Genomic DNA, 21,475 nt, shown 5'->3' on the forward strand with positions numbered 1-21,475 from the left:
GAAAAGAGGTCGAACGTGACCACACAGACCGAGGTGCCGCAGCGGCGCGGCACGCCCCAGGACTCGGGCTCCACCCCGGTCATATCCGTACGCAGGCTGTGGAAGGTGTTCGGGCCGAAGGCCGACCAGGTGCCGGACTCCGAGGAGTTGCGCGGCCTCACCCGCCGCGAGCTCATGGACCGCACCGGATGCACCGCAGCCGTACGGGACCTGCACTTCGACGTCTCACCCGGCGAGGTCTTCGTCGTCATGGGCCTGTCCGGCTCCGGCAAGTCCACGCTGGTGCGATGTCTGACCCGGCTGATCGAACCCACCGCCGGCGAGATCGTCTTCGAGGGCGAGGACATCCGCAAGGCCGACGCGGGACGCCTGCGCGACCTGCGGCGCCGCAAGTTCTCCATGGTCTTCCAGCACTTCGGTCTGCTGCCCCACCGCCGCGTCGTCGACAACGTGGCGTTCGGGCTGGAGATCCGCGGCATGGGCAGGGCCGAACGGGCCAAGCGGGCCATGGAGGTCGTCGAACTGGTCGGCCTCGCCGGCTACGAGAACTCCTACCCCGACCAGCTCTCCGGCGGTATGCAGCAGCGCGTCGGACTCGCCCGCGCGCTGGCCGGCGAGCCGGACGTGCTCTTCTTCGACGAGCCGTTCTCCGCGCTGGACCCGCTGATCCGGCGCGACATGCAGAACGAGGTCATCCGTCTGCACCACGAGGTCGGCAAGACCATGGTGTTCATCACCCACGACCTCTCCGAGGCCCTCAAGCTGGGCGACCGCATCCTGATCATGCGCGACGGCAAGATGGTCCAGTGCGGCACCGGCGACGAGCTGGTGGGCGCCCCGGCGGACGACTACGTACGCGAGTTCGTGAAGGACGTGCCCCGCGGCGACGTGCTGACCCTGCGCTGGATCATGCGCCCGGCGCAGCCCGACGACCCCTGGACGGACCGGAGTTGGGACCGGACGTCGTGGTGCGCGAGGCCACCCGGGCCGTACTGGCCGCAGAGAAGCCGGTCAAGGTCGTGGAGAACGGCAAGCTGCTCGGCATCGTCGGCGACGAGGAGATCCTCGCGGTGGTCGCCGGGCGGGAAGGCGACGCGTGATGACCGTCGCGGTGGAGAAACCCGAGAAAACCGGGGCCGTCGAGGAACCGGCCGCTCCCGCAAGAGCCGGGCGCAGGATCAGCCGGCCCATGGTGGTCGCCGCGATCCTGGCGGTCTGGCTGGTGCTGTTCCTCGTGCTGCGCGGCAAGCAGACCCTGACCCTGGCGGCGGCCGACCTGACCGATCTGCACCGGTGGTTCAACGACGTCAACGACTCGATCGGCGCCGACCGCAACTCCAACCCGCTCTTCCTGTACTTCTTCAACGAGATCCGGCTGGTCATCGACTCCCTGGTGACCTTCGTGCAGGAGCTGATCTCACAACCCAGCGCAGGCCGCCCCGTCCCGCAGATCGGCTGGCTCGGTGTCGTCGGCATCGCCGGCTACGTCTCCTGGGCCGTGGGCAACTGGCGGGTCGCGCTCCTTGCGGTGGCCGGCTTCACCTTCCTGGGCCTCCAGGGCCTGTGGCAGGAGAGCATGGACACCCTGGCGCTGACCGTCTCCGCCGTCTTCGTGGCGCTGCTGTTCGCGATCCCGCTGGGTGTGTGGGCGGGGCTGTCCGACCGGGTCAACCGGATCATGACGCCCTTCCTGGACTTCATGCAGACGATGCCGACCTTCGTCTATCTGGCCCCGCTGACGCTGTTCTTCCTCATCGGCCCGGCCTCCGCCACCATCGCCACACTGATCTACGCGGCGCCGCCCGCGATCCGCATCACTGCGCACGCCATCCGCTCCGTACCGACGACCACGGTCGAGGCGGCCGACTCGATGGGCGCCACACGCCGGCAGACCCTGACCAAGGTGCTGCTGCCGATGTCCAAGCGGACCGTGGTGATGGGCGTCAACCAGACCATCATGGCCGCCCTGGCCATGGTCACCATCGCGGCTCTGATCGACGCGCCCGGGCTCGGCAAGACCGTCGTCCAGGCACTCCAGTCCCTCGACGTCGGCACGGCCTTCAACGCGGGCCTGGCCATCGTCGTCATGGCCATCGTGCTGGACCGGGTCACCACCGCGGCGAGTGGACGCGAGGAGGCGGCCCGGCGTTCGAAGAACCGCTTCCTGGCCTGGCGGCGCCCGCTGCTGGGCGTGGGCGCGGCGGTCACGGTCGTCCTGATCTTCATGTCCCACACCTATGTGTGGGCGGCGGAGTTCCCCGGCGAGGGCGGCGTCGGCAGCGCCATCTCCAGCGGGGCGGACAGCGTGACCACGTGGGCGCAGGACAACCTGGGGGGCCTCACCAACGCGATCCGCGACGTCATCACCAACGGTCTGCTCAACCCGTTCCAGACGCTGCTCACGGACTCCCCGTGGTGGCTCGTCGGCGCGGCCCTGATCGCGCTCGGCGTCGTCGTGGGCGGCCTGCGCGCCGGCATCACCACGGCGGTCTGCGTGGGCCTGCTGGTCGGCACCGGGGTGTGGTCGGACAGCATGACCACGCTGGCGTCGACCGTCGTGGCCACGGTTCTCGTGATGCTGCTCGGCATCGGCTTCGGCGTGTGGATGGGCCGTAGCGCGCTGGTGGACCGGCTGATCCGGCCCACCCTGGACGCGGCCCAGGTCATGCCGCCGTTCGTCTATCTCGTGCCGTTCCTCGCCCTGTTCGGTGCGACCCGCTTCACGGCGATCGTCGCCGCCGTCGTCTACGCGGCCCCCGTCGCCATGAAGATCATCGCCGACGGGGTGCGGAACGTGCCGGCGACCACCGTGGAGGCGGCCACCTCCGCCGGGTGCAACACCTGGCAGATCATCACCAAGGTCCAGCTGCCGATGGCACGTAGCGCCCTGACCCTCGCGACCAACCAGGGCCTGATCTATGTGCTGTCGATGGTCGTGGTGGGCGGCCTGGTGGGAGCGGGCGCCCTCGGCTACGACGTCGTGGCCGGCTTCTCACAGGGCCAGCTGTACGGGAAGGGGCTCGCCGCGGGGCTCGCCATCGTCCTTCTCGGAGTCATGTTCGACCGGATCACCCAGGCAGCGGCGCGACGTGCCGGCGCATAAGGAGTCACTGATCATGGCAAGGCAAGCAACACACTGGAGATACGGCGTGGCCGGCATCGCCGTCCTCGGTCTCACCCTCACCGCATGCGGCGGCGCGAAGGTCGGCGACGACAGCGCCGGCGGCTCGGACGGCTCGGGCAAGTGCGGCACCTTCAACCTCGCGATCAACCCGTGGGTGGGCTACGAGGCCAACGCGGCGGTCGTCGCGTACGTCGCGGAGCAGGACCTCGGCTGCAAGGTGGTCAAGAAGGACCTGAAGGAGGAGATCGCCTGGCAGGGCTTCGGGACGGGCGAGGTCGACGCCGTCATCGAGAACTGGGGCCACGACGACCTGAAGAAGAAGTACATCACCGACCAGAAGACCGCCGTCGACGCGGGCCCGACCGGCAACAAAGGTCTGATCGGCTGGTACGTGCCGCCGTGGCTGGCCAAGGAGCACCCGGACATCACCGACTGGAACAACCTCGACAAGTACGCGGCCGAGTTCAAGACGTCCGAGTCCGGCGGCAAGGGCCAACTCCTCGACGGCGACCCGTCGTTCGTCACCAACGACGAGGCCCTGGTGAAGAACCTGAAGCTGGACTACAAGGTGGTGTACGCGGGCAGCGAGGCCGCCCTCATCCAGGCCTTCCGCAAGGCGGAGAAGAACAAGGAATGGGTGATCGGCTACTTCTACGAGCCGCAGTGGTTCATGTCCGAGGTGCCGCTCGTCAAGGTCAAGCTGCCCGAGTACAAGACGGGCTGCGACGCCGACGCGGAGAAGATCGCCTGCGACTACCCCGTGTACGAGCTGGACAAGATCGTCAGCGCGAAGTTCACCAAGTCGGGCAGCCCCGCCTATGACCTGGTCAAGAACTTCACCTGGACCAACGACGACCAGAACGCCGTGGCGAAGTACATAGCGGTCGACAAGATGACCCCCGAGGCCGCGGCCAAGAAGTGGGTCGAGGCCAACCGCGACAAGGTGGACGCCTGGCTCAAGTAGGCCCTTGGCAGGCCCTTTACGGATGCCCGGTGGACGGCGCGCGCGGGATGCGCACCGCCCACCGGGCATCGCCGTGTCCGGGCGCGTTTCCCGAGGTCGCGGACCCCCTTGACACCCACCTGCGCGGCAGGCACATTGAGTTGCGCAACCTGAACCAAGTTGCGTGAGCAGCAACTGGATCGGATCGACTGGTTAGCCAACCGGAGGTGCGGCGATGGCGGGTCCCCGAGTGGTCATCATCGGAGCGGGAGTCGTCGGTGCGGCGCTCGCGGACGAGATCTCCGCGCGAGGCTGGACCGAAGTGACCGTGGTCGACCAGGGCCCGCTCCCCGCCACCGGGGGCTCCAGCTCGCACGCCCCGGGCCTGGTCTTCCAGACCAACTCCTCCAAGACCATGACCGAGCTGGCCCGCTACACGGTCGAGAAGTTCTGTTCCCTCGACGTCGACGGCAAGCCGTGCTTCCTCCAGGTCGGCGGCCTGGAAGTGGCGACCACGCCCGAGCGCCTGACGGAACTGCGCCGCCGCCACGGCTGGATCACCTCCTGGGGCATCGAGTCCCGGCTCCTGAGCGCCGAGGAGTGCGTCGAGCAGCACCCCCTGGTCAACCCCGACCGGGTCCTCGGCGGTCTCCTGGTCCCGACGGACGGGCTCGCCAAGGCCGTGCTCGCCGTCGAGGCGCAGATCCGCCGGGCCACCGAACGCGGCGTGCGCTTCCTCGCCCGCCACGAGGTCCTCGACGTCCAGCAGGCCGACGGCCGCGTCACCGGCGTCCAGACCGACCAGGGCGAGATCCCCGCCGACATCGTGGTGTGCTGCGCCGGCATCTGGGGCCCGAGGATCGCCCGCATGGTCGGCATGAACCTGCCGCTGACCCCGCTCGCCCACCAACTGGCCTGGACCGGCCCCGTCCCGGCCCTCGCCGGCCAGGCGGCGGAGGCGGTCCGCCCGATCCTGCGCCACCAGGACGCCGACCTCTACTACCGCGAACGCTTCGACGGCATCGGCATCGGCTACTACGGCCACCGCCCGATGCCGATCTCCGCCGACGACATCCTCTCCGTCGACGAGGCCGACGACATGCCCTCGGTCCTGAAGTTCACGCAGGAGGACTTCGAGGACGCCTGGACCGAGACCCGGTCCCTGCTCCCCGCCACGAAGGACGCCAAGGTCGAGGAGGGCATCAACGGCCTGTTCTCCTTCACCACCGACAACTTCCCCCTCCTCGGCGAATCCGCGGACGTCAAGGGCTTCTGGGTCGCCGAGGCCGTCTGGGTCACCCACTCCGCGGGCGTCGGCCGGGCCATGGCCGAGTGGCTGGTCGACGGGTACTGCTCCTCCTTCGACCTGCACGAGTGCGACGTCAACCGCTTCGAGCCGCACCAGCTCTCCCCGGAATACGTCCTGGCCCGTGACTGCCAGAACTTCGTCGAGGTCTACGACATCCTCCACCCCCTCCAGCCCTCGGGCGACCCGCGCCCGATCCGCACCAGCCCCTTCCACGTCCGCCAGCGCGAGCACGGCGCCTTCTTCCTGGAGGCGAACGGCTGGGAGCGCCCGCACTGGTACGAGGCCAACGCGGCGCTCACCGAGGGCCGTTCAGTCCCCACCCCCAACGACTGGGCCGCGCAGTACTGGTCGCCCATCGTCGGCGCCGAGGCCCAAGTGACCCGGGAGACGGTCGCGTTGTACGACATGACGGCCCTCAAGCGGCTGGAGGTGACCGGCCCCGGTGCGGCGGCCTTCCTGGAGCGGCTGTGCACGGGCAAGGTCGCGAAGTCGGTCGGCTCGGTGACGTACACCCTCCTCCTGGACCACGACGGCGGCATCCGCAGCGACGTCACCGTCGCCCGCCTCGCCCGTGACCGGTTCCAGGTCGGCGCCAACGGCAACCTCGACCTCGACTGGTTCACCCGCCACCTCCCCGCCGACGGCAGGGTCCAGGTCCGCGACATCACCCCCGGCACCTGCTGCATCGGCCTGTGGGGCCCGCTCGCCCGCAAGGTCCTGCAGCCCCTGACGGACGAGGACTTCTCGAACGACGGCCTGAAGTATTTCCGCGCCAAGCCCGCCCACATCGGCAGCGTCCCGGTGACGGCGATGCGCCTGTCGTACGTCGGCGAACTCGGCTGGGAGCTCTACACCACCGCCGACCAGGGCCTGAAGCTGTGGGACACCCTGTGGCAGGCGGCCGAGCCCCTTGGCGGCATCATCGCGGGCCGCGGCGCCTTCAACAGCCTCCGGCTGGAGAAGGGTTACCGCTCCTTCGGCACCGACATGACCTACGAGCACGACCCGTACGAGGCCGGCGTCGGCTTCGCCGTCAAGCTCGACAAGGACGACTTCATCGGAAAGGCCGCCCTGCAGCGCCGTAGGACGGAGGTACGACGGAAGCTGACCTGCCTCACCATCGACGACCCGAGGTCGGTCGTCATGGGCAAGGAGCCGGTGTACGACGGCGACCGCGCGGTCGGCTACGTCACCAGCGCGGCCTACGGCTACACGATCGGCAAGGGCATCGCCTACGCGTGGCTGCCGAGCGAACTCGCGGCTCCCGGTACGGCGTTGCACATCGGCTACTTCGACCAGCGGGTCGAGGCGGTCGTGGCCGAGGAGCCGTTGTTCGATCCGTCGATGTCCCGGCTCCGCGGGTGAGGGTGATCAGTCCGGAGAGCCCATCCGGTGGCTGATCTCGTCCGCGCCCCTCATCAGCACAGGGGCGAACTTGTGGATGCGTTCCTCGGTGAAGCGGTACGCGGGGCCGGAGGCGCTGAGGGCGGCGACGACGTCGCCCTCGCGGGACCGGATCGGGGCCGCGACGGCGTGCAGTCCGATCTCCAGTTCCTCCAGCGTCACCGCGTATCCGCGCTCCCGGGTCTCGGCGAGGCTCTTCTCCAGCTTGGTCTTCGCGGTGAGCGTGTGCGGGGTCATCTTCTGCATCCCCGACGCCGCGAGCACTTCGGCGCGCTCCTTCGCCGGCCGGTGGGCCAGCAGGATCTTGCCGCTCGACGTGGCGTGCACCGGGGTCAGCCTCCCGACCCAGTTGTGCGCACCGACCGCTCCGGGGCCCCGTACCTGGTAGAGGTTGACGGCGTAATGCTCTTGCAGCACCGCGATGTTGACCGTCTCGCCGATCTCCTCGCTGAGCCGCTCGCACACCGGCCGGCCCTGCTGCGTGATGTCCAGGCGGCTCGTGACCGCGCCCGCCAGCCGCACGATCCCGAAGCTGAGCCGGTACTTGCCCCGCTCGGTTGTCTGCTCGACCAGACCGCGCGACTCCAGCGCACCGAGGAGGCGGAACGCGGTCGACTTGTGGACGTCGATCTCGGCGGCGACCTCGCTGACACCCGCCTCGCCGCGTTGGGCGAGGATCTCCAGGACGCTGACCGCACGGTCGACGGACTGCACGCCACTCACCGCGGGACCTGTTGTTTCTCCATCTGCCGCGTGGTTGCTCATAGCGCAACTATACGGCGGCCTACCGGATGCGGGGATGGTGCCGACGTTCGAAAATCGGGGCGTGACGCTCGCCATGTGTCCATATGTGTCCATGTGGGTGTGCGGGTCACGCGGTGTGTTCAGCACACAGGCAGCCCACACCCCGCTCGATCCACTCCTGGCCGGTCCACTCGGGATGCCTGTCGATCAGCAGTGCCCGGACCTCGGTGACGATCTCGTCCTCGCCCATCGCGAAGTCCCGGCGCCGCCAGGTCTCGTCGCGCAGTTCGCGCAGATGATCGCGGACGTCGGCGAGCGCCTGAGGGCCGCCGATGTCGCCGTGGCCGGGGACCACCACGCGGCGGTCGGTGGCGGCCAGTCGGTCCAGCACCGCCAGCCAGCGCACGCCTGAGACGTCCGTGTCGTACGGAGGGAACCACGGGAAGATGGCGAACTGTCCGGTCTCGGCGAGGTCCCCGGTGAACAGCACCCCGGCGTCGGGCACTTCGACGACCTGGTCGCCCTTGGTGTGCCCGCGGCCGGTGGACCGCAGCCGCACGGTCCGGCCCCCGAGGTCCAGGTCGTACCCGGCGTCGTAGACCAGGTCGGGGGTGGGCACGGGGACGCCTTCGAGGCGGTCGGCGATCGGCTCGCCGAGGCCCCGGAACAGGCGGCCCCGTGCGAGCTCGGACGCGCAGGCGAGGACCTGCTCGGCGTTGGCGGTGCCGATGCCCGTCTCGACGACCAGTACGGCCCGGTCACCGCCGATGACACCGATGTTCGGTACCAGTCCCACCCGCTGGTTCGGGATCACCAGCAGGTCGGCGGCGATCTCCCGGGCGCCGGCGACCTGCACGGCGGGGTCGGGCAATGGTTCTTCCGGTGTCACCGCTTCTCTCGTCATGCTCCGATTCCACTGCGGGGGCGCCGAGAGCGTCCAGGACCGATGCGGTGGCCTCGATACCGTACGGGTATCCTCCCTTGTCATGGAGCTGCGTACGCTGCGCTCCTTCGTGGCCGTCGCCGAGGAACTCCACTTCGGCCGGGCCGCCGCCCGGCTGCACATGAGCCAGCCGCCGCTGAGCCGGGCCATCAAGCAGCTGGAGGCCGACGTCGGCACCGCTCTGCTGCTCCGCTCGTCTGCGGGCGTCGCCCTCACCCCGGCGGGGGCGGTGCTTCTGGACGAGGCGCGCGCCCTGCTCGACCGGGCCGACCGGGTACGCGAACGCGTGGCGACGGCCGCAGGCGCAGCGACGCTCACCATCGGCTTCCTGGGTGACGGCACGGACCGGGGCGCCACACGACTGGCCGCCGCGTACCGCAGGCGCCACCCCCGCGTCGAGGTCCGCATCCGCGAGACCGACCTGACCGATCCGACCTGCGGCCTGCGCGCCGGGCTGGTCGACGTCGCTCTGACCCGCGCACCGTTCGACGAGACCGGCCTGACCGTGCACGTGCTGCGCGCCGACCCGGTCGGCGCCGTGCTGCGCGCCGACGACCCGCTGGCCCGCCGTGACCGCCTGGAGCTGGCCGACCTGGCAGGCCGGCCCTGGTTCCAGTTCCCGGCCGGCACCGACCCGCTCTGGCAGGCGTACTGGAACGGCGGCGAGCCGCGTGAGGGGCCGGTGGTGCGCGGTGTCCAGGAGTGCGTGCAGGCCGTCCTCTGGAACGGCACGGTCGGGATGGCCCCGCTCGGGCACGAGATGGCCGAGGCGCTGGCCGTGGTGCCGTTCGTCGACATGGCGCCGAGCCGCGTGGTGGCGGCGTGGAACGAGGCCGGGGCGAGCCCGCTGATCGAGCCCCTCGTCCGGATCGCCACCGCTGCCTACCGCGACTGAGCACCTCTCCGTACGGCGCGCGCACTTCCGCGGCCGGTCCACGAACCGGTCGGTCCTGTGTCGCGTCCTCCTCGAAGGACGGGACGCCGGCGCATGAGACGGGTGTGCGTGCGGCGGGAAGGGCGGGCCGGGACGATGGCGGGAACGGGTGCAGCATGACGGGTGAGGTCACGGGGATGGTGATGTGCGCCCTCGCGGGCGCGCTGTGTCTGTGGGCTGCTGTCCGCGAGGGGCGGTTGCAGGGCCGGCTGCGCCGGTACGGGGTACACGCCGAGGGGGTGGTGGTCGACCGGGAGCGGTTTGCGTCGGACGATCCGTGGTCGCCGGTGATCGAGTTCACCGACCGCCAGGGACGGCGTACCCGGTTCCGGCCCAGAGCGACCGGCACCGGCCTCGGACTGGACATCGGGACCCATGTCCCGGTCGTTCACCTGCCCGAACAGCCCGATACGGCCCGGGTGTTCACCCGGAGGCACCGCATGGCCCCCTTCATCCTGCTGTCGATCGGCGGGACGACGTTCCTCGGTACTTCGGTTCTGATCGCAGTGACCCGCTGAGCTGGGGGAAGGCGACGACTCCTGCGATCTTCCGTCCGCGCCGACACCTGCCCGAAAAAAACTTGGCCGCGGATGTCGAGAACCGGTGACCTGCTCCGTCCCCGGGGTGAACGCGACCACAATGGGTCGCACCAGCACCGAGGAGACCATCATGGCCAAGTACCTGCTGCTCAAGCACTACCGCGGCGCTCCGGCGGCGGTGAACGACGTGCCCATGGACCAGTGGACGCCGGAGGAGATCTCGGCGCACGTGCAGTACATGCGGGACTTCGCGGACCGGCTGGAGAAGGCCGGAGAGTACGTCGACGGGCAGGCGCTCGCCCCCGAGGGGACGTGGGTGCGGTACGACGGTGAGGGGAGCCCGCCGGTCACCGACGGGCCGTTCGCCGAGACCAAGGACCTCATCGCCGGATGGATGATCATCGACGTCGACAGCTACGAGCGGGCCGTCGAACTGGCCGGCGAGCTGTCGGCCGCCCCCGGCGCCGGCGGGAAGCCGATCCACGAGTGGCTGGAGCTGCGCCCGTTTCTCGCCGCGCCGCCCACCGTCGCGGACTGCCACGCCGGTGGATGAGGCGCTCCTCAGAAGCCTCACTCCGAGCGTGCTGACCGTCCTCGTCCGCCGCGGAGCCGACTTCGCGGCGGCCGAGGACGCCGTACAGGACGCCCTGGTCGAGGCGGTCCGCGTCTGGCCGGCCGACCCTCCGCGCGACGCGAAGGGCTGGCTGATCACCGTGGCGTGGCGCAAGTTCCTCGACGCGACCCGGTCGGACGCCGCCCGGCGCCGGCGTGAGGACCTCGTCGACGAGGAGCCGGCGCCAGGGCCCGCGCCCGCGCTCGACGACACGCTCCAGCTCTACTTCCTGTGCGCGCACCCCTCGCTCACACCGTCGTCGGCGGTCGCGCTCACCCTGCGCGCCGTCGGCGGCCTCACCACCCGGCAGATCGCCCAGGCCTACCTGGTGCCCGAGGCGACCATGGCGCAGCGCATCAGCCGCGCCAAGCGCACCGTCTCCGGCGTGCGGTTCGACCAGCCCGGCGACGTCGCCACCGTGCTGCGCGTCCTCTACCTGGTCTTCAACGAGGGCTACTCCGGCGACCTCGACCTCGCCGCCGAGGCCATCCGGCTCACCCGCCAGCTCGCGGCCACGATCGACCACCCCGAGGTGGCGGGGCTGCTCGCCCTCATGCTGCTCCACCATGCCCGGCGCGCGTCGCGGACCGCGCCCGACGGGAGCCTGGTGCCGCTCGCCGAGCAGGACCGCGGCAAGTGGGACACCAAGTCGATCGCCGAAGGCGTCGACATCCTGCAGTCGGCGCTTGCCCGCGACCGGCTCGGCGAGTTCCAGGCCCAGGCCGCCATCGCGGCACTCCACGCCGACGCACCCAGAGCCGAGGAGACCGACTGGGTGCAGATCGTCGAGTGGTACGACGAGCTCACGCGCCTGACCGACAGCCCGGTCGTCCGCCTCAACCGAGCGGTCGCCGTGGGCGAGGCCGACGGACCACGCGCGGGCCTCGCCGCGCTCGCGGAGCTGGACGACTCGCTGCCCCGCCACACCGCGGTGGCGGCGTACCTGCACGAGCGCGACGGCGACCTGGCGACGGCGGCACGGCTCTACACCGAGGCGGCCCAGCAGGCCCCCAACCTCGCCGAACGCGACTACCTGACCCGCCAGGCCGCCCGCCTCAACACCCGCCGACGACGCTGACCCCCGCCGCTGGGTGCCACCGCTTCACGGCGTCGCCGGGTGCGTCGACTCCGCCGTGGCCTGGCTCTCGTGGTCCCGTTGGGTGCCGACGCTGAACTCGTGGGTGTACGCGGCCTCCCCGACCGTGGCGCGCAGGCGGCCGGAGATGCGCTCCACGTCGCCCTGCTCCGCAGGGGGGTGCGGGGCCCCGGCCCGCTCCCTGGCCGCCGCCGCCGTACCGAGCAGACGGATCGCCCGCTGCGCGGCCCCGGCCAGGGAGTACGCACCCGCCAGGCCCTCGAGGGCCAGGGCGACCGAGCGGGGGTCCTTGGTCGTCGCGGCGGCCGCGAGGCCGTCCCGGTGGTACGCGAGCGCCCGGCCGGTGTCGCCGCGCTGCTCGGCGATGAACCCCAGCTCGGCCAGGACCAGAGCGAGGCCCGGTCCGTCGCCGCGCCGGCGGTTCCAGGCGAGCCAGGGCCGCAGCCACTCCTCGGCGGCGTCCAGCCGGCCCTGGCGCCGGGCGCTCAGCGCGAGGCCCAGCGCGGCGAACTGCTCGGCGGGCTGGTTGCCCTGCCCGACCGCGAGCCGCAGGGCACGCGTGTGCAGGTCGTCGGCCTCGTCGTAGCGCTGGGTGAGCAGGGCGATCCTGCCGAGGCCCGACAGCTTCGTGGACATCTCCGGCCAGGTCTCCAGGGCCTGGGCGATCCGCAGGCTCTCCCGGTGCAGCTGGGCCGCCCGGTCGTAGTCGCCGTTGATCTCGGCGAGCCTGCCGAGCACGTCCGTCGTCTTCAACCGGCCCCACAGGTCGCCCAGTTCCGCGAAGAGGGCGCGGGCGTCCTCGGCGTTGCCGCGCAGCGACTCCAGGTCACCGCGGGCCAGGGCGAAGCAGGCACGTGTGGTCAGCGCCGCCGCGGTGCCCCACGCGTCGCGCAGGGTGCGGAAGCGGACCAGGACGCGCTCGACGCGCTGCTCGCCCGCGACCAGCGCCCCCACCGTCCACTGCGCGTGCGCCAGGAACCACTGCGCCCTGGTCGACTCCAGGGTGGACGCGGGATCGTACGCGTCCATCTCGTCGCACTCCCGGTCGTGCTCGCCGAGCAGCAGGCGGATGCCCGTGTGCCAGAACTCCGCCTCCCGGCGCTCCTCGGGCACGGCCTCGCCCGGCGTGTCCAGGGCCGTGGCCAGCGCCCTGCGGGCCTCACCCAGCCGGCCCCGGACATACCAGTACCAGGTCAGCGAGTTGACCAGGCGCAACGCTTCCTGCGCGGCCCCGGCCCGGGCGGCCTCGGCCAGCGCGCGCTGCACATTGGCCGCCTCCAGGTCGAGGTACTGGAACCAGCGCGACTGCTCCCGCTCGTGCAGATGCGGCCGGGCGCGCTCGGCGAGGCGGACACAGTGGTGAAGATGCCGCCCCGCGGTCCCGGCGTGCTCACCGGACTCGGCGAGCCTGTCACGCGCGTAGACCGCGACGGACTCCAGCAGGCGATAGCGGGGGCCCTGCGGTCCCTCGGTGCGGACCGCCAGCGAGCGCTCCACGAGCAGACTCAGCGCGTCGAGGACGTCGGCCGGCGACACGCCGCCCCCGGAGCACACCTCCTCGGCGGCCCGCAGGCCGCACCCCTCGCTGAACACCGACAGCCTGCGCAGCACGGTCTGCTCCCGGACGTCGAGCAGGCCCCAGCTCCAGTCGAGCGTCGCCTGAAGGGTCCGGTGCCGTGAAGGGGCGTCCCGGTAACCGCTGTTGAGGACCTTGAAACGGTCGTCGAGACGGTCGTGCAGCTCCCTGATGCCCAGCGAACGCACGCGGGTGGCCGCCAGTTCCAGGGCGAGCGGGATGCCGTCGAGGCGCCGGCACACATCCGCGACGAGGGGGGCGGTGGTGGCGTCGAGCACGAACTCCGGGTCCGTCGCCCGGGTCCTGTCCACGAAGAGGCGTACGGCGCCCGCGCTCGTCAGCGCGTCGAGGTCCGGCAGGTCCTCCGGGGGCAGCGACAGCGGCGCCACCGGATACACCGTTTCGTCCCGGGTGCGCAGCGGTTCCTGGCTGGTCGTCAGGATGTGCAGGTGCGGGGCCCGGCCCAGCAGCAGGCCGGCCAGCTGCGCGACGGCCTCCACGACGTGTTCGCAGTTGTCCAGCACGAGCAGCAGCCGCCGGCTGGCCAGCGCGCTCGCCAGGCGCTCCGTCGGGCCCTTGGCGTCGTCGTCCGAGGTGTTCTCGCGGATGCCCGCCGTCGCCATGACCTGCTCGGCCAGCGACTCGGCGTCGGCGAACCGCTCCAGGCCCCCGGCGTCGGCGAGTTCCACCAGCCAGGTGCCCTCGCCGAACGCGCCGGCCAGGCTCTGGGCCGTGGCCTGGGCGAGGCGGGTCTTGCCGACCCCTCCGGGCCCGTGAGCGTCACCAAGCGGCGCTGTAGGAGCAGCGTCCGGATCGCCTGCACATCCTGTTCGCGGCCCACCAGGGGCGAGGCCGAACCGGTCGGCCCCGGACCTGCAGGCGGCCCCGCGGCCGACTGCGCGGGTGGCTCCGGCCGGGCCAGAACGGGGTCGTGGCGCAGGATGGCCTGCTGCAGCGCCTCCAGGGACGGTCCCGGGGTCAGCCCCAACTCGTCGTCGAGCCGGCGCCTCAGATCGTTGAAGCAGTCGAGCGCCTCGGAGGAGCGTCCCGCCTGGTAGAGCGCCCACATCAGCGCGCCCCGCAGCCCTTCGCGCAACGGATGCTGCTCCACCAGCTCCGTCAACTCGCCCACCAGCAGGCTGTGCTCGCCCAACTCCAGCCGCACCCCGGCGTGTTCCTCCACCGCCGTCAGGCGCTCCTCCTCCAGGCTCGCCGCCGTCGGCCGCACGGACGGCTGATCCGCGAACTCGGCGAAGGCCGGGCCGCGCCACAGGGCCAGCGCCTCGGTGTACAGCGCCGCCCGCGTCTCCGGGTCCTCGCCGGACCTGGCCCGCGCGACCAGTTCGCGGAACCGCCCGGCGTCGAGCGCTCCGGCAGGGATGTCCAGGACGTATCCGGGCGGCCGGTGCGCGATCAGCTCGCGGCCGCCCGGCTCCGCGTCCTCCAGTGTGCGCCGCAGTTGGGACACCTTGGCCTGGAGCGACGCCGAGGGCCGTGCCGTGAACGTCGAGCCGCCCCACAGGCCCTCGATGAGCCGGCCCGCCGGGACGACCTGCCCGTGGTGCGCCAGCAGATCGGCGAGGAGCATCCGCACCTTGACTTCGGGTACCCGCACGACACGCCTGGTGTCCGTGCGCACCTCCAGCGGCCCCAGTACCCCGAATTCCATGATCTCAGCGTAACCGGCTGCCGACCGACGCGACTTGCGACGAAAAGGGCTCGGCCACGCGCCCGAAGTGCCTGCACGCAGCATTTCCGAAGCCGTCCGAAGCGAATCCGAAGGGGCAAATGCCAGGGTTTCCCGAGGCCACTTCGTACTGGAGGAATTGATTCATGGATGACAACCACACCCACACCTCGGTTTCGGTGCTCGGCCTCGGCCTGATGGGGCAGGCCCTGGCCGCCGCCTTCCTGAAGGCGGGTCACGCCACCACCGTGTGGAACCGTTCGGCGGACAAGGCCGACGGCCTCGTCGCGGACGGCGCCGTGCTCGCCGCGAACCCCGCCGACGCCGTCGCCGCGAGCGACCTCGTCATCGTGTGCGTGTCGACGTACGACGTGGTGCACGACGTCATCGGCTCGCTGGGCGACGCCCTGCACGGCAAGACCGTGGTCAACCTGACCACGGGCTCATCCGAGCAGGCCCGCCAGAGCGCCGAGTGGGCGGAGAAGAACGGAGCCAACTACCTCGACGGCGCCATCATGATCACCCCGCCCGGCATCGGCGCCGAGACCTCGGTCCTGTTCTACGCCGGCGACAAGGCCGTCTTCGATGCCCACGAGCCCGTGCTGAAGCTCCTCGGCGGCGGCACCACCTACCTCGGCACCGACCACGGCAAGCCCGCCCTGTTCGACGTGTCGCTGCTGGGCCTGATGTGGGGTGCCCTCAACAGCTTCCTGCACGGCGTCGCCATCGTGGAGACCAGCGGCGTCAAGGCGCAGGAGTTCCTGCCGTGGGCGCACATGTGGCTCGACGCCATCAAGATGTTCACGGCCGACTACGCCGCGCAGATCGACGCCGGCGACGAGAAGTTCCCGGCCGACGACGCCACCCTGGAGACGCACCTGGGTGCGCTCAAGCACCTCGTCGAGGAGAGCGAGGCGCTCGGCATCGACACCGAACTGCCCAAGTACTCCGAGGCGCTGATGGAGCGCATCATCGCCCAGGGCCACGCCAAGAACAGCTACGCCAGTGTCGTGAAGGCGTACCGCCGCCCTTAGCGATGACCGTGTCCGGCAGGCGCCCCGGCCCTTCAGCCTGCGTCGGTGCCCTTGGCTCTGACGGTGATCCGCGCGTAGTCGTACCCACCGGGCTCGGGCGACGGATTGTAGGTGATCGTGAACGTTCGCCGTACGTCGCCGAAGCGGTCGGAGCACGTCATCTCGGACGGGCTGGTGCGCTTCGGCTCGGCGGTGATGTCGTACGTACGAAGGAAGTCCTTGACGCTCGAGTCCTGGCTGTTGCCCACCTCGTACCGGAGCGGCCAGGAACCACACCAGCCTCTTGCGTCGGCGCGGCCTCGTGGGGCGGCCCGTAGGCGTACTCACCCGTTCCATGTGCGTACTCCGCTCTGCCCGCCCATGTATTACTCGTTGTCCTGACCCGACTGGTGGAGCCTGGCCATTCGGGCGTCCGACACGTTGCCCATCGCGGGTACCGGAGTCGCCTTGTTCGCGTCCTAGTTGTAGCGGTCGTACACGTGGGTCGGGTAGCGGATCGTGGTCCTGGGCTCGCATGCCGGGCCTGGCACGACCTCGACCTGGGCGACCGTGTTGTAGTGGAAGGAGCCGACCGCGTGATACCAGTCGGGGTCCCTCTCGGCGGTCCAGCCCTGCCAGCCGGACTGCTGGACGTATTTCACGGGCTTCCCGGTGCGGTCGTATTCGGCGAGGGCCCGCGCCCCCCGGGGCGGGCCGGGCTCACTGACGACCGTGCACGCACAAGGCGCGAGCGGCACGACCCTGTCGGTCCTGGCGGGCGCCGGAGTGGAGTGGGGCCGTCATGCCCTACTTGGTGATGTGGGTGTCGCTTGAGCGGAGGGCGGCGCGGAGCGCGGTGCGGACGCCTGTCACGACCACGGCGATCAAGCACAGGGCGATGATGGTCTCGGCCCACAAGAAGGCGAACCAGTCCAGCACGCAGCCGATCGGGGGCGAGCCGGGGGCGGTGTTGCGGAACGCCGCGAGAGCGAACAGCGTGGCGGCCATCCAGGAGAGGGCAGGCCAGACCAGGCTCTCACCACGGGTCGTCAGGTACCAGGCCCCGATGAGCACGGATCCCGCCAGCGCCCACATCACGACCATCATGAAGACCGCGAAGGCGAGCAGGCTGCCCGATCGGGCCAGCCTCAGCCCCAGGACGGCCTCCTGTACGGAAGGAGGGGGCGTCGCGGAGATGGAGAAGAGCGTGGCGTTGTTGGAGAAGAGCATCCGCACCGGCACCTGCTTGCCACCCATCAGTGCCCAGAACTCGATGTCGGTCTCGTACGTGTCGAACGGATAGTCGCTGATCGATCCACCCGTGATCGCGACCTGCACGTCCTTGGGCGCGAGCCGCTCGTGCGCCTCGAACAACAGGTCGCTGAGGGTCGCCACGGAGGTCTGGAGGTTGAGATCGGCCACCGGTGCCGTCCCCTCCTCCTCGCCGAGAGCCCCGTGCGGGGTGACCCGCACCCGCAGGACGAGCTCTCTGGCCGCGGCGTCGACGCTCTGGACGGTGGCCTCCACATCCACCCGGTCGGCGGTTCGGGATCCGACCGTGTGGACCGTGTCGTTCGCGTTCCGCTCGGTGAACTGCAGCCATGACCCAACGGACACCGCCACCAGGATCAGGAGGGCGAGGGGAAGCAGGACCGGCAGGATCGATGCCCCGAACCGTCGTGGACGGGGCGAGTGCGAGGGCGGGGCCATGGTGACTCCGACGAGGTGAGAAGGGCAACGGGCTCGTCCCGCTCGGCGTCGGGAGCGGCCCTTTCGCCCGCGCGGCGCGTGACGGGCATGTCGGCCTGCCGTCCGGCACGGCCGCACACGCAGTCACTTGTCGATCACAGGAGGCTACTGTAGGTGTTCGATGGATCGTCGCCACGGAGGCGGAGGCTCATCGGCCGTGCCGAGGGGTGCTGACATGACTGAAGGCCGGCTCGGCGCGCCCTTGCGGACTGACCCGTGCTCAGCAAGACGGTCGCGTCGCGAGCAGGCCCTGGGCTGCGAACAAGGACGGCTGTCGAGAACCCTGAGCGCGTGCCATCGAAGCTGAGCGGCATGCGGGTCAGCGCCCCCGCATCAGGAGGTGGAGCACTGCCACCACGGCGACACCGGCGACGAGGCCGATGCCGAACGGCGGGTGCTCGAAGGCGACGAACACAGTGAGCCTGTTCCCACGAGGAGACTGCGACGGCCACCGTGCAGTGGTCTGGCGGGGTGCCGGACGAGTCCGGGAAGAAGGACTCCGACCTCTCCCAGGCGCTGGCGTTCGCACCGTACGCGACGTTCTCCACGTCGGTGCCGGAGACGTTCCCCACAGAGAACAGTCAGGGTTTCCTCGGCAACCCGGTGTTCGTGCGCTGCGACATGGTGTACTTCCCGGCGGGCTGCGTGTTCCGGGACTACATGCCCGGCTAGGTGTTCAACACCGCCAAGACCCCGGCGGCTGCCGCGCACGCCTGGCCGATCCAGGCGAAGATCCGCGAAGGTGCGCCACTGAGCTACCTCCCCGACCGCAGGGGCGATACGGGCGAGCACGGTGAGCGCAACAAGTACGGCCGCGACCACGACGCCAACCGCAGGGTCATCTGCCCGGACGGCTGGGCCGCCAAATCCGGCCACCCGGATACCACACCGGTGACCGGCATCTCCGCCGGCGACAAGCCGTCCTGTGACGAGTTCACCTTCGCGGCGAGTTACAACAGCGGCGGAATGCCCTCCGACATGGGCGGCACCAACCAGGTCACCTCGGGCGACAAGTGCGCGCAGGCCTACGCCACCAAGCTGTCGGACAGTACTTGGCGTCTGAACGTTGACGAGCGCACGGCCGCGCCGACGTGGTCCGAAGTATGCGGCCGGTCCGCGATGTCCGGGTGGGGCAACTCCACCTCGATGAGCCGCTTCCCCACGTTCGCCAAAGAGCTCCGGCTGATCGATCAGGACGCGTATTTCGTCAGGACGCCGGGCTTCGACACGTGCGACGCCTCGAAGCCGACGATCAAGTGCGACATCCGGTAGCACGATACTGACGCTCACCGCATGTGCGGCCCGGGGCCGGTCACAGGGCCGACCCCGGGCCGCGCCACACCGGAGAACGGAGACACGCAGTGAGTTCCGGCGGGATCACATGGATAGCCGACGAGGACATCTCCTGGCTCGGCTACGCAATCAAGCTGGCCCGGGGCCTGACCGGCGAACAGCTCGCCGCCCGCCTCGCCGCTCCCGGCGGCCCCGTACCGGGGAAGGCCACCACCGGGCCGCAGGCCGAAGAGCTCATCGACAGGCTCGACGCGGAGCGCGGCGACGCCGACAGCATTGCCGTCCGCTACGGCGACCACGCCGGCCTGGGCTTCGCCATTGCCTACGGTCACTGGCCGTCCGTCCTCGGGCCCGCGTACCACGACGGGACATCCCGAGACGGGGTCCACGTCTTCGAGCTTTACTACGAGAAGCAGAACCCGAAGGTCCCACCACCCGCATTCGCCTACTTCCACGACGACCATTATGTGTGCGGCTTCGACATGTATATGCACACCTGGTCGCAGGAGATCACCGGCCCCGGCGCCGACCTCGTCCGCGCCGACATCATCGCGGCCGGAATCCCGGAGGAGAGGGAGAGGGACACGGCGCACCGTGCATCTCTTGCCGTTCTGGAGCAGCGCTTCGAACTGGCGCTGCCGCGTGATCTGGTCCTCGACGCGGCACTGCCCACTGCGCTCGTCAGAGGGCAGCAGCCGCGCTGAGCCGTCCCCGTGATTGCAGGCGGCCCCCAGCGCTCCAGTTGGTTCGGGGTGCGCGCCCACGTGCCCTCGGGATCGACGCTCCGCATGGCGTCCTTCATCTTCTCCACGCCCAACTCGTGCCGGGTGCCGTAGAAGTGCGTGGACAGCCCCGGCCGGACCCGCACCCGGCTGCAGTACTGAACCAACGCAAGGTGTCGGATTTTCACGGAGCATGGCTACCGTGTCAGGTTGCCTGGAGTGCAACGGTGCCTCCAGGCGACCGACTTCACCCTCTAGAAGAAGCCAAGTTTCCGAGGGCTGTAAGAACAAAGAATGTTCTTCGTCTGCTGGTAGTGCTCCAGCATCATCTTGTGCGTCTCACGCCCGATCCCCGAGCCCTTGTAGCCACCGAACGCCGCGTGCGCCGGATAAGCGTGGTAGCAGTTCGTCCAGACGCGGCCCGCCTGGATCGCGCGGCCCGCGCGGTACGCGGTGTTGATGTCGCGGGTCCACACGCCCGCGCCGAGGCCGTACAGCGTGTCGTTGGCGATCTTGATGGCGTCGCCGAAGTCGTCGAAGGGTGTCACCGAGACGACCGGGCCGAAGATCTCCTCCTGGAAGATCCGCATGCGGTTGTCGCCCTCGAAGATCGTCGGCTGGACGTAGTAGCCCCCCTTCAACTCGCCGTCGTGCTCGATGCGTTCACCGCCCGTGAGAACCCTCGCGCCTTCCTGTCGGCCGATGTCCAGGTAGGAGAGGATCTTCTCCAGCTGGTCATTGGAGGCCTGCGCGCCGATCATCGTGTCCGTGTCGAGGGGGTGGCCGCTCTTGATCTGCTCGGTGCGGGCGACCGCCGCCTCCATGAACTCGGCGTACTGGCCGCGCTGGACCAGCGCCCGGGACGGGCAGGTGCACACCTCGCCCTGGTTGAGCGCGAACATCGTGAAACCTTCGAGCGCCTTGTCCCGGAAGTCGTCGTTCGCCGCCCAGACGTCGTCGAAGAAGATGTTCGGGGACTTGCCGCCGAGTTCGAGGGTGACCGGGGTGATGTTCTCCGAGGCGTACTGCATGATCAGCCGGCCGGTCGTGGTCTCACCGGTGAACGCCACTTTGGCCACCCTGGGGCTCGACGCCAGCGGCTTGCCCGCCTCCACGCCGAAGCCGTTGACGATGTTGAGCACGCCGGGCGGGAGCAGATCGGCGACCAGGCTGAGCCAGTAGTGGATGGACGCCGGGGTCTGTTCGGCCGGCTTGAGTACGACCGCGTTGCCGGCCGCCAGCGCGGGGGCGAGCTTCCAGGTGGCCATGAGGATCGGGAAGTTCCACGGGATGATCTGCGCGACCACGCCCAACGGCTCGTGGAAGTGGTACGCCACCGTGTCGTCGTCGACCTCGCCGAGCGACCCTTCCTGCGCCCTGATCGCGCCCGCGAAGTAGCGGAAGTGGTCGATGGCCAGCGGGATGTCCGCCGCCAGCGTCTCGCGCACCGGCTTGCCGTTCTCCCAGCTCTCTGCGACCGCCAACTGCTCCAGGTTCGCCGCCATCCGGTCCGCGATCTTGAGCAGGATGTCGGCCCGCTCGGTCACCGACATCCGGCCCCACGCGGGGGCGGCCGCGTGCGCTGCGTCGAGCGCCCGCTCCACGTCCGCCGCCGTGCCCCTCGCGATCTCGGTGAACGGCTGTCCGTTCACCGGCGACGGGTTCTCGAAGTACTGCCCCCGGATCGGCGGCACGTACTCACCGCCGATGAAGTGGTCGTAGCGCGCCTGGTAGGAGACGATCGCACCCTCGGTGCCGGGCGCCGCATAACGGGTCATACTGCTCT

The 21,475-nt window shown here is 70.2% G+C and carries 19 protein-coding genes and 1 pseudogene; 12 read left to right on the forward strand and 8 right to left on the reverse strand.

All coding sequences use genetic code 11. The annotated features are described in order from the left end of the window. The first annotated feature begins 15 nt into the window (after positions 1 to 15). From OHO27_RS36945 to OHO27_RS36960, 4 genes and pseudogenes are all read left to right on the forward strand, one after another. Positions 16 to 1,100: pseudogene (locus OHO27_RS36945) on the forward strand (quaternary amine ABC transporter ATP-binding protein). Beyond that, positions 1,100 to 3,103, forward strand: a complete 2,004-nt coding sequence (locus OHO27_RS36950) for an ABC transporter permease (RefSeq protein WP_328429284.1) — start codon at positions 1,100 to 1,102, stop codon at positions 3,101 to 3,103. Before OHO27_RS36945 ends, OHO27_RS36950 begins: the two are co-directional and overlap by 1 nt. A 13-nt stretch (positions 3,104 to 3,116) precedes the next feature. Continuing rightward, entirely contained in the window at positions 3,117 to 4,088 is a 972-nt protein-coding gene (locus tag OHO27_RS36955) for an ABC transporter substrate-binding protein (RefSeq protein ID WP_328429285.1), read from the forward strand. A gap of 214 nt (positions 4,089 to 4,302) precedes the next feature. After that, positions 4,303 to 6,741, forward strand: a complete 2,439-nt coding sequence (locus tag OHO27_RS36960; protein ID WP_328429286.1) for a GcvT family protein — start codon at positions 4,303 to 4,305, stop codon at positions 6,739 to 6,741. A 6-nt stretch (positions 6,742 to 6,747) separates the two neighbouring features. Here the strand turns inward: OHO27_RS36960 and OHO27_RS36965 are convergent, their stop codons facing one another. Together OHO27_RS36965 and OHO27_RS36970 are read right to left on the reverse strand one after the other, a co-directional pair. Further along, on the reverse strand, positions 6,748 to 7,545 hold the full coding sequence (locus OHO27_RS36965) for an IclR family transcriptional regulator (RefSeq protein WP_328429287.1): 798 nt from the start codon (positions 7,543 to 7,545) through the stop codon (positions 6,748 to 6,750). 106 nt (positions 7,546 to 7,651) lie between these two features. Continuing rightward, complete coding sequence (locus OHO27_RS36970; protein ID WP_328429288.1) at positions 7,652 to 8,428, reverse strand: MBL fold metallo-hydrolase; 777 nt, start codon at positions 8,426 to 8,428, stop codon at positions 7,652 to 7,654. An 82-nt stretch (positions 8,429 to 8,510) separates the two neighbouring features. Between OHO27_RS36970 and OHO27_RS36975 the strand changes: the two genes are divergently transcribed. The 4 genes from OHO27_RS36975 (at position 8,511) to OHO27_RS36990 (ending at position 11,631) form a co-directional block, all read left to right on the forward strand. Next, the gene (locus tag OHO27_RS36975) at positions 8,511 to 9,362 is read left to right on the forward strand and encodes a LysR substrate-binding domain-containing protein (protein ID WP_328429289.1); all 852 of its coding nucleotides are present in this window, start codon (positions 8,511 to 8,513) and stop codon (positions 9,360 to 9,362) included. A 155-nt stretch (positions 9,363 to 9,517) separates the two neighbouring features. Further along, positions 9,518 to 9,919: a DUF3592 domain-containing protein gene (locus OHO27_RS36980; protein ID WP_328429290.1), complete on the forward strand. Its 402-nt coding sequence runs from the start codon at positions 9,518 to 9,520 to the stop codon at positions 9,917 to 9,919. A 151-nt stretch (positions 9,920 to 10,070) separates the two neighbouring features. Continuing rightward, positions 10,071 to 10,493: a YciI family protein gene (locus tag OHO27_RS36985; protein WP_328430658.1), complete on the forward strand. Its 423-nt coding sequence runs from the start codon at positions 10,071 to 10,073 to the stop codon at positions 10,491 to 10,493. Next, positions 10,486 to 11,631: an RNA polymerase sigma factor gene (locus OHO27_RS36990; protein ID WP_328429291.1), complete on the forward strand. Its 1,146-nt coding sequence runs from the start codon at positions 10,486 to 10,488 to the stop codon at positions 11,629 to 11,631. The genes OHO27_RS36985 and OHO27_RS36990 overlap by 8 nt, the downstream gene beginning before the upstream one ends. Positions 11,632 to 11,655: 24 nt before the next feature. Here OHO27_RS36990 and OHO27_RS36995 read toward each other — a convergent pair whose 3' ends face one another. Further along, positions 11,656 to 12,678, reverse strand: a complete 1,023-nt coding sequence (locus OHO27_RS36995; protein WP_328430659.1) for a tetratricopeptide repeat protein — start codon at positions 12,676 to 12,678, stop codon at positions 11,656 to 11,658. 983 nt (positions 12,679 to 13,661) lie between these two features. Continuing rightward, a complete protein-coding gene (locus tag OHO27_RS37000; RefSeq protein ID WP_328429292.1) occupies positions 13,662 to 14,894 on the reverse strand; it encodes an AfsR/SARP family transcriptional regulator in 1,233 nt (410 codons plus the stop codon). A 164-nt stretch (positions 14,895 to 15,058) separates the two neighbouring features. Here OHO27_RS37000 and OHO27_RS37005 point away from each other — a divergent pair, with 164 nt between their 5' ends. Next, positions 15,059 to 15,946, forward strand: a complete 888-nt coding sequence (locus OHO27_RS37005) for an NAD(P)-dependent oxidoreductase (protein WP_328429293.1) — start codon at positions 15,059 to 15,061, stop codon at positions 15,944 to 15,946. A gap of 32 nt (positions 15,947 to 15,978) precedes the next feature. Here OHO27_RS37005 and OHO27_RS37010 read toward each other — a convergent pair whose 3' ends face one another. From OHO27_RS37010 to OHO27_RS37020, 3 genes are all read right to left on the reverse strand, one after another. Then, complete coding sequence (locus OHO27_RS37010; protein WP_328429294.1) at positions 15,979 to 16,194, reverse strand: hypothetical protein; 216 nt, start codon at positions 16,192 to 16,194, stop codon at positions 15,979 to 15,981. 210 nt (positions 16,195 to 16,404) lie between these two features. After that, positions 16,405 to 16,683 (reverse strand): hypothetical protein, encoded by a 279-nt coding sequence (locus OHO27_RS37015; RefSeq protein WP_328429295.1) that lies wholly within the window; start codon positions 16,681 to 16,683, stop codon positions 16,405 to 16,407. A 49-nt stretch (positions 16,684 to 16,732) separates the two neighbouring features. Continuing rightward, entirely contained in the window at positions 16,733 to 17,635 is a 903-nt protein-coding gene (locus tag OHO27_RS37020; RefSeq protein ID WP_328429296.1) for a DUF4436 family protein, read from the reverse strand. A 492-nt stretch (positions 17,636 to 18,127) separates the two neighbouring features. On the opposite strand from OHO27_RS37020, the gene OHO27_RS37025 reads away from it, so the two are divergent. The 3 genes from OHO27_RS37025 to OHO27_RS37035 all read left to right on the forward strand — a co-directional run bounded on the left by OHO27_RS37025 (position 18,128) and on the right by OHO27_RS37035 (position 19,671). Beyond that, positions 18,128 to 18,346 (forward strand): hypothetical protein, encoded by a 219-nt coding sequence (locus OHO27_RS37025; protein ID WP_328429297.1) that lies wholly within the window; start codon positions 18,128 to 18,130, stop codon positions 18,344 to 18,346. Then, complete coding sequence (locus tag OHO27_RS37030) at positions 18,347 to 18,946, forward strand: hypothetical protein (RefSeq protein ID WP_328429298.1); 600 nt, start codon at positions 18,347 to 18,349, stop codon at positions 18,944 to 18,946. An 89-nt stretch (positions 18,947 to 19,035) separates the two neighbouring features. Continuing rightward, positions 19,036 to 19,671, forward strand: coding sequence for a hypothetical protein (locus OHO27_RS37035; RefSeq protein ID WP_328429299.1), 636 nt, complete (start codon positions 19,036 to 19,038; stop codon positions 19,669 to 19,671). A gap of 272 nt (positions 19,672 to 19,943) precedes the next feature. Here the strand turns inward: OHO27_RS37035 and exaC are convergent, their stop codons facing one another. After that, entirely contained in the window at positions 19,944 to 21,467 is a 1,524-nt protein-coding gene (gene exaC / locus OHO27_RS37040; protein ID WP_328429300.1) for an acetaldehyde dehydrogenase ExaC, read from the reverse strand. Positions 21,468 to 21,475 lie beyond the last annotated feature (8 nt).

It is taken from the genome of Streptomyces sp. NBC_00443 (genome assembly GCF_036014175.1).
Taxonomy (GTDB): domain Bacteria; phylum Actinomycetota; class Actinomycetes; order Streptomycetales; family Streptomycetaceae; genus Streptomyces.

Coding starts and splice junctions, on each gene's coding strand:
- OHO27_RS36950 (WP_328429284.1), top strand. CDS start 1,100: ATGACCGTCGCGGTGGAGAAACCCGAGAAAACCGGGGCCGTCGAGGAA.
- OHO27_RS36955 (WP_328429285.1), top strand. CDS start 3,117: ATGGCAAGGCAAGCAACACACTGGAGATACGGCGTGGCCGGCATCGCC.
- OHO27_RS36960 (WP_328429286.1), top strand. CDS start 4,303: ATGGCGGGTCCCCGAGTGGTCATCATCGGAGCGGGAGTCGTCGGTGCG.
- OHO27_RS36965 (WP_328429287.1), bottom strand. CDS start 7,545: ATGAGCAACCACGCGGCAGATGGAGAAACAACAGGTCCCGCGGTGAGT.
- OHO27_RS36970 (WP_328429288.1), bottom strand. CDS start 8,428: ATGACGAGAGAAGCGGTGACACCGGAAGAACCATTGCCCGACCCCGCC.
- OHO27_RS36975 (WP_328429289.1), top strand. CDS start 8,511: ATGGAGCTGCGTACGCTGCGCTCCTTCGTGGCCGTCGCCGAGGAACTC.
- OHO27_RS36980 (WP_328429290.1), top strand. CDS start 9,518: ATGACGGGTGAGGTCACGGGGATGGTGATGTGCGCCCTCGCGGGCGCG.
- OHO27_RS36985 (WP_328430658.1), top strand. CDS start 10,071: ATGGCCAAGTACCTGCTGCTCAAGCACTACCGCGGCGCTCCGGCGGCG.
- OHO27_RS36995 (WP_328430659.1), bottom strand. CDS start 12,678: ATGGACGCGTACGATCCCGCGTCCACCCTGGAGTCGACCAGGGCGCAG.
- OHO27_RS37000 (WP_328429292.1), bottom strand. CDS start 14,894: ATGGAATTCGGGGTACTGGGGCCGCTGGAGGTGCGCACGGACACCAGG.
- OHO27_RS37005 (WP_328429293.1), top strand. CDS start 15,059: ATGGATGACAACCACACCCACACCTCGGTTTCGGTGCTCGGCCTCGGC.
- OHO27_RS37020 (WP_328429296.1), bottom strand. CDS start 17,635: ATGGCCCCGCCCTCGCACTCGCCCCGTCCACGACGGTTCGGGGCATCG.
- exaC (WP_328429300.1), bottom strand. CDS start 21,467: ATGACCCGTTATGCGGCGCCCGGCACCGAGGGTGCGATCGTCTCCTAC.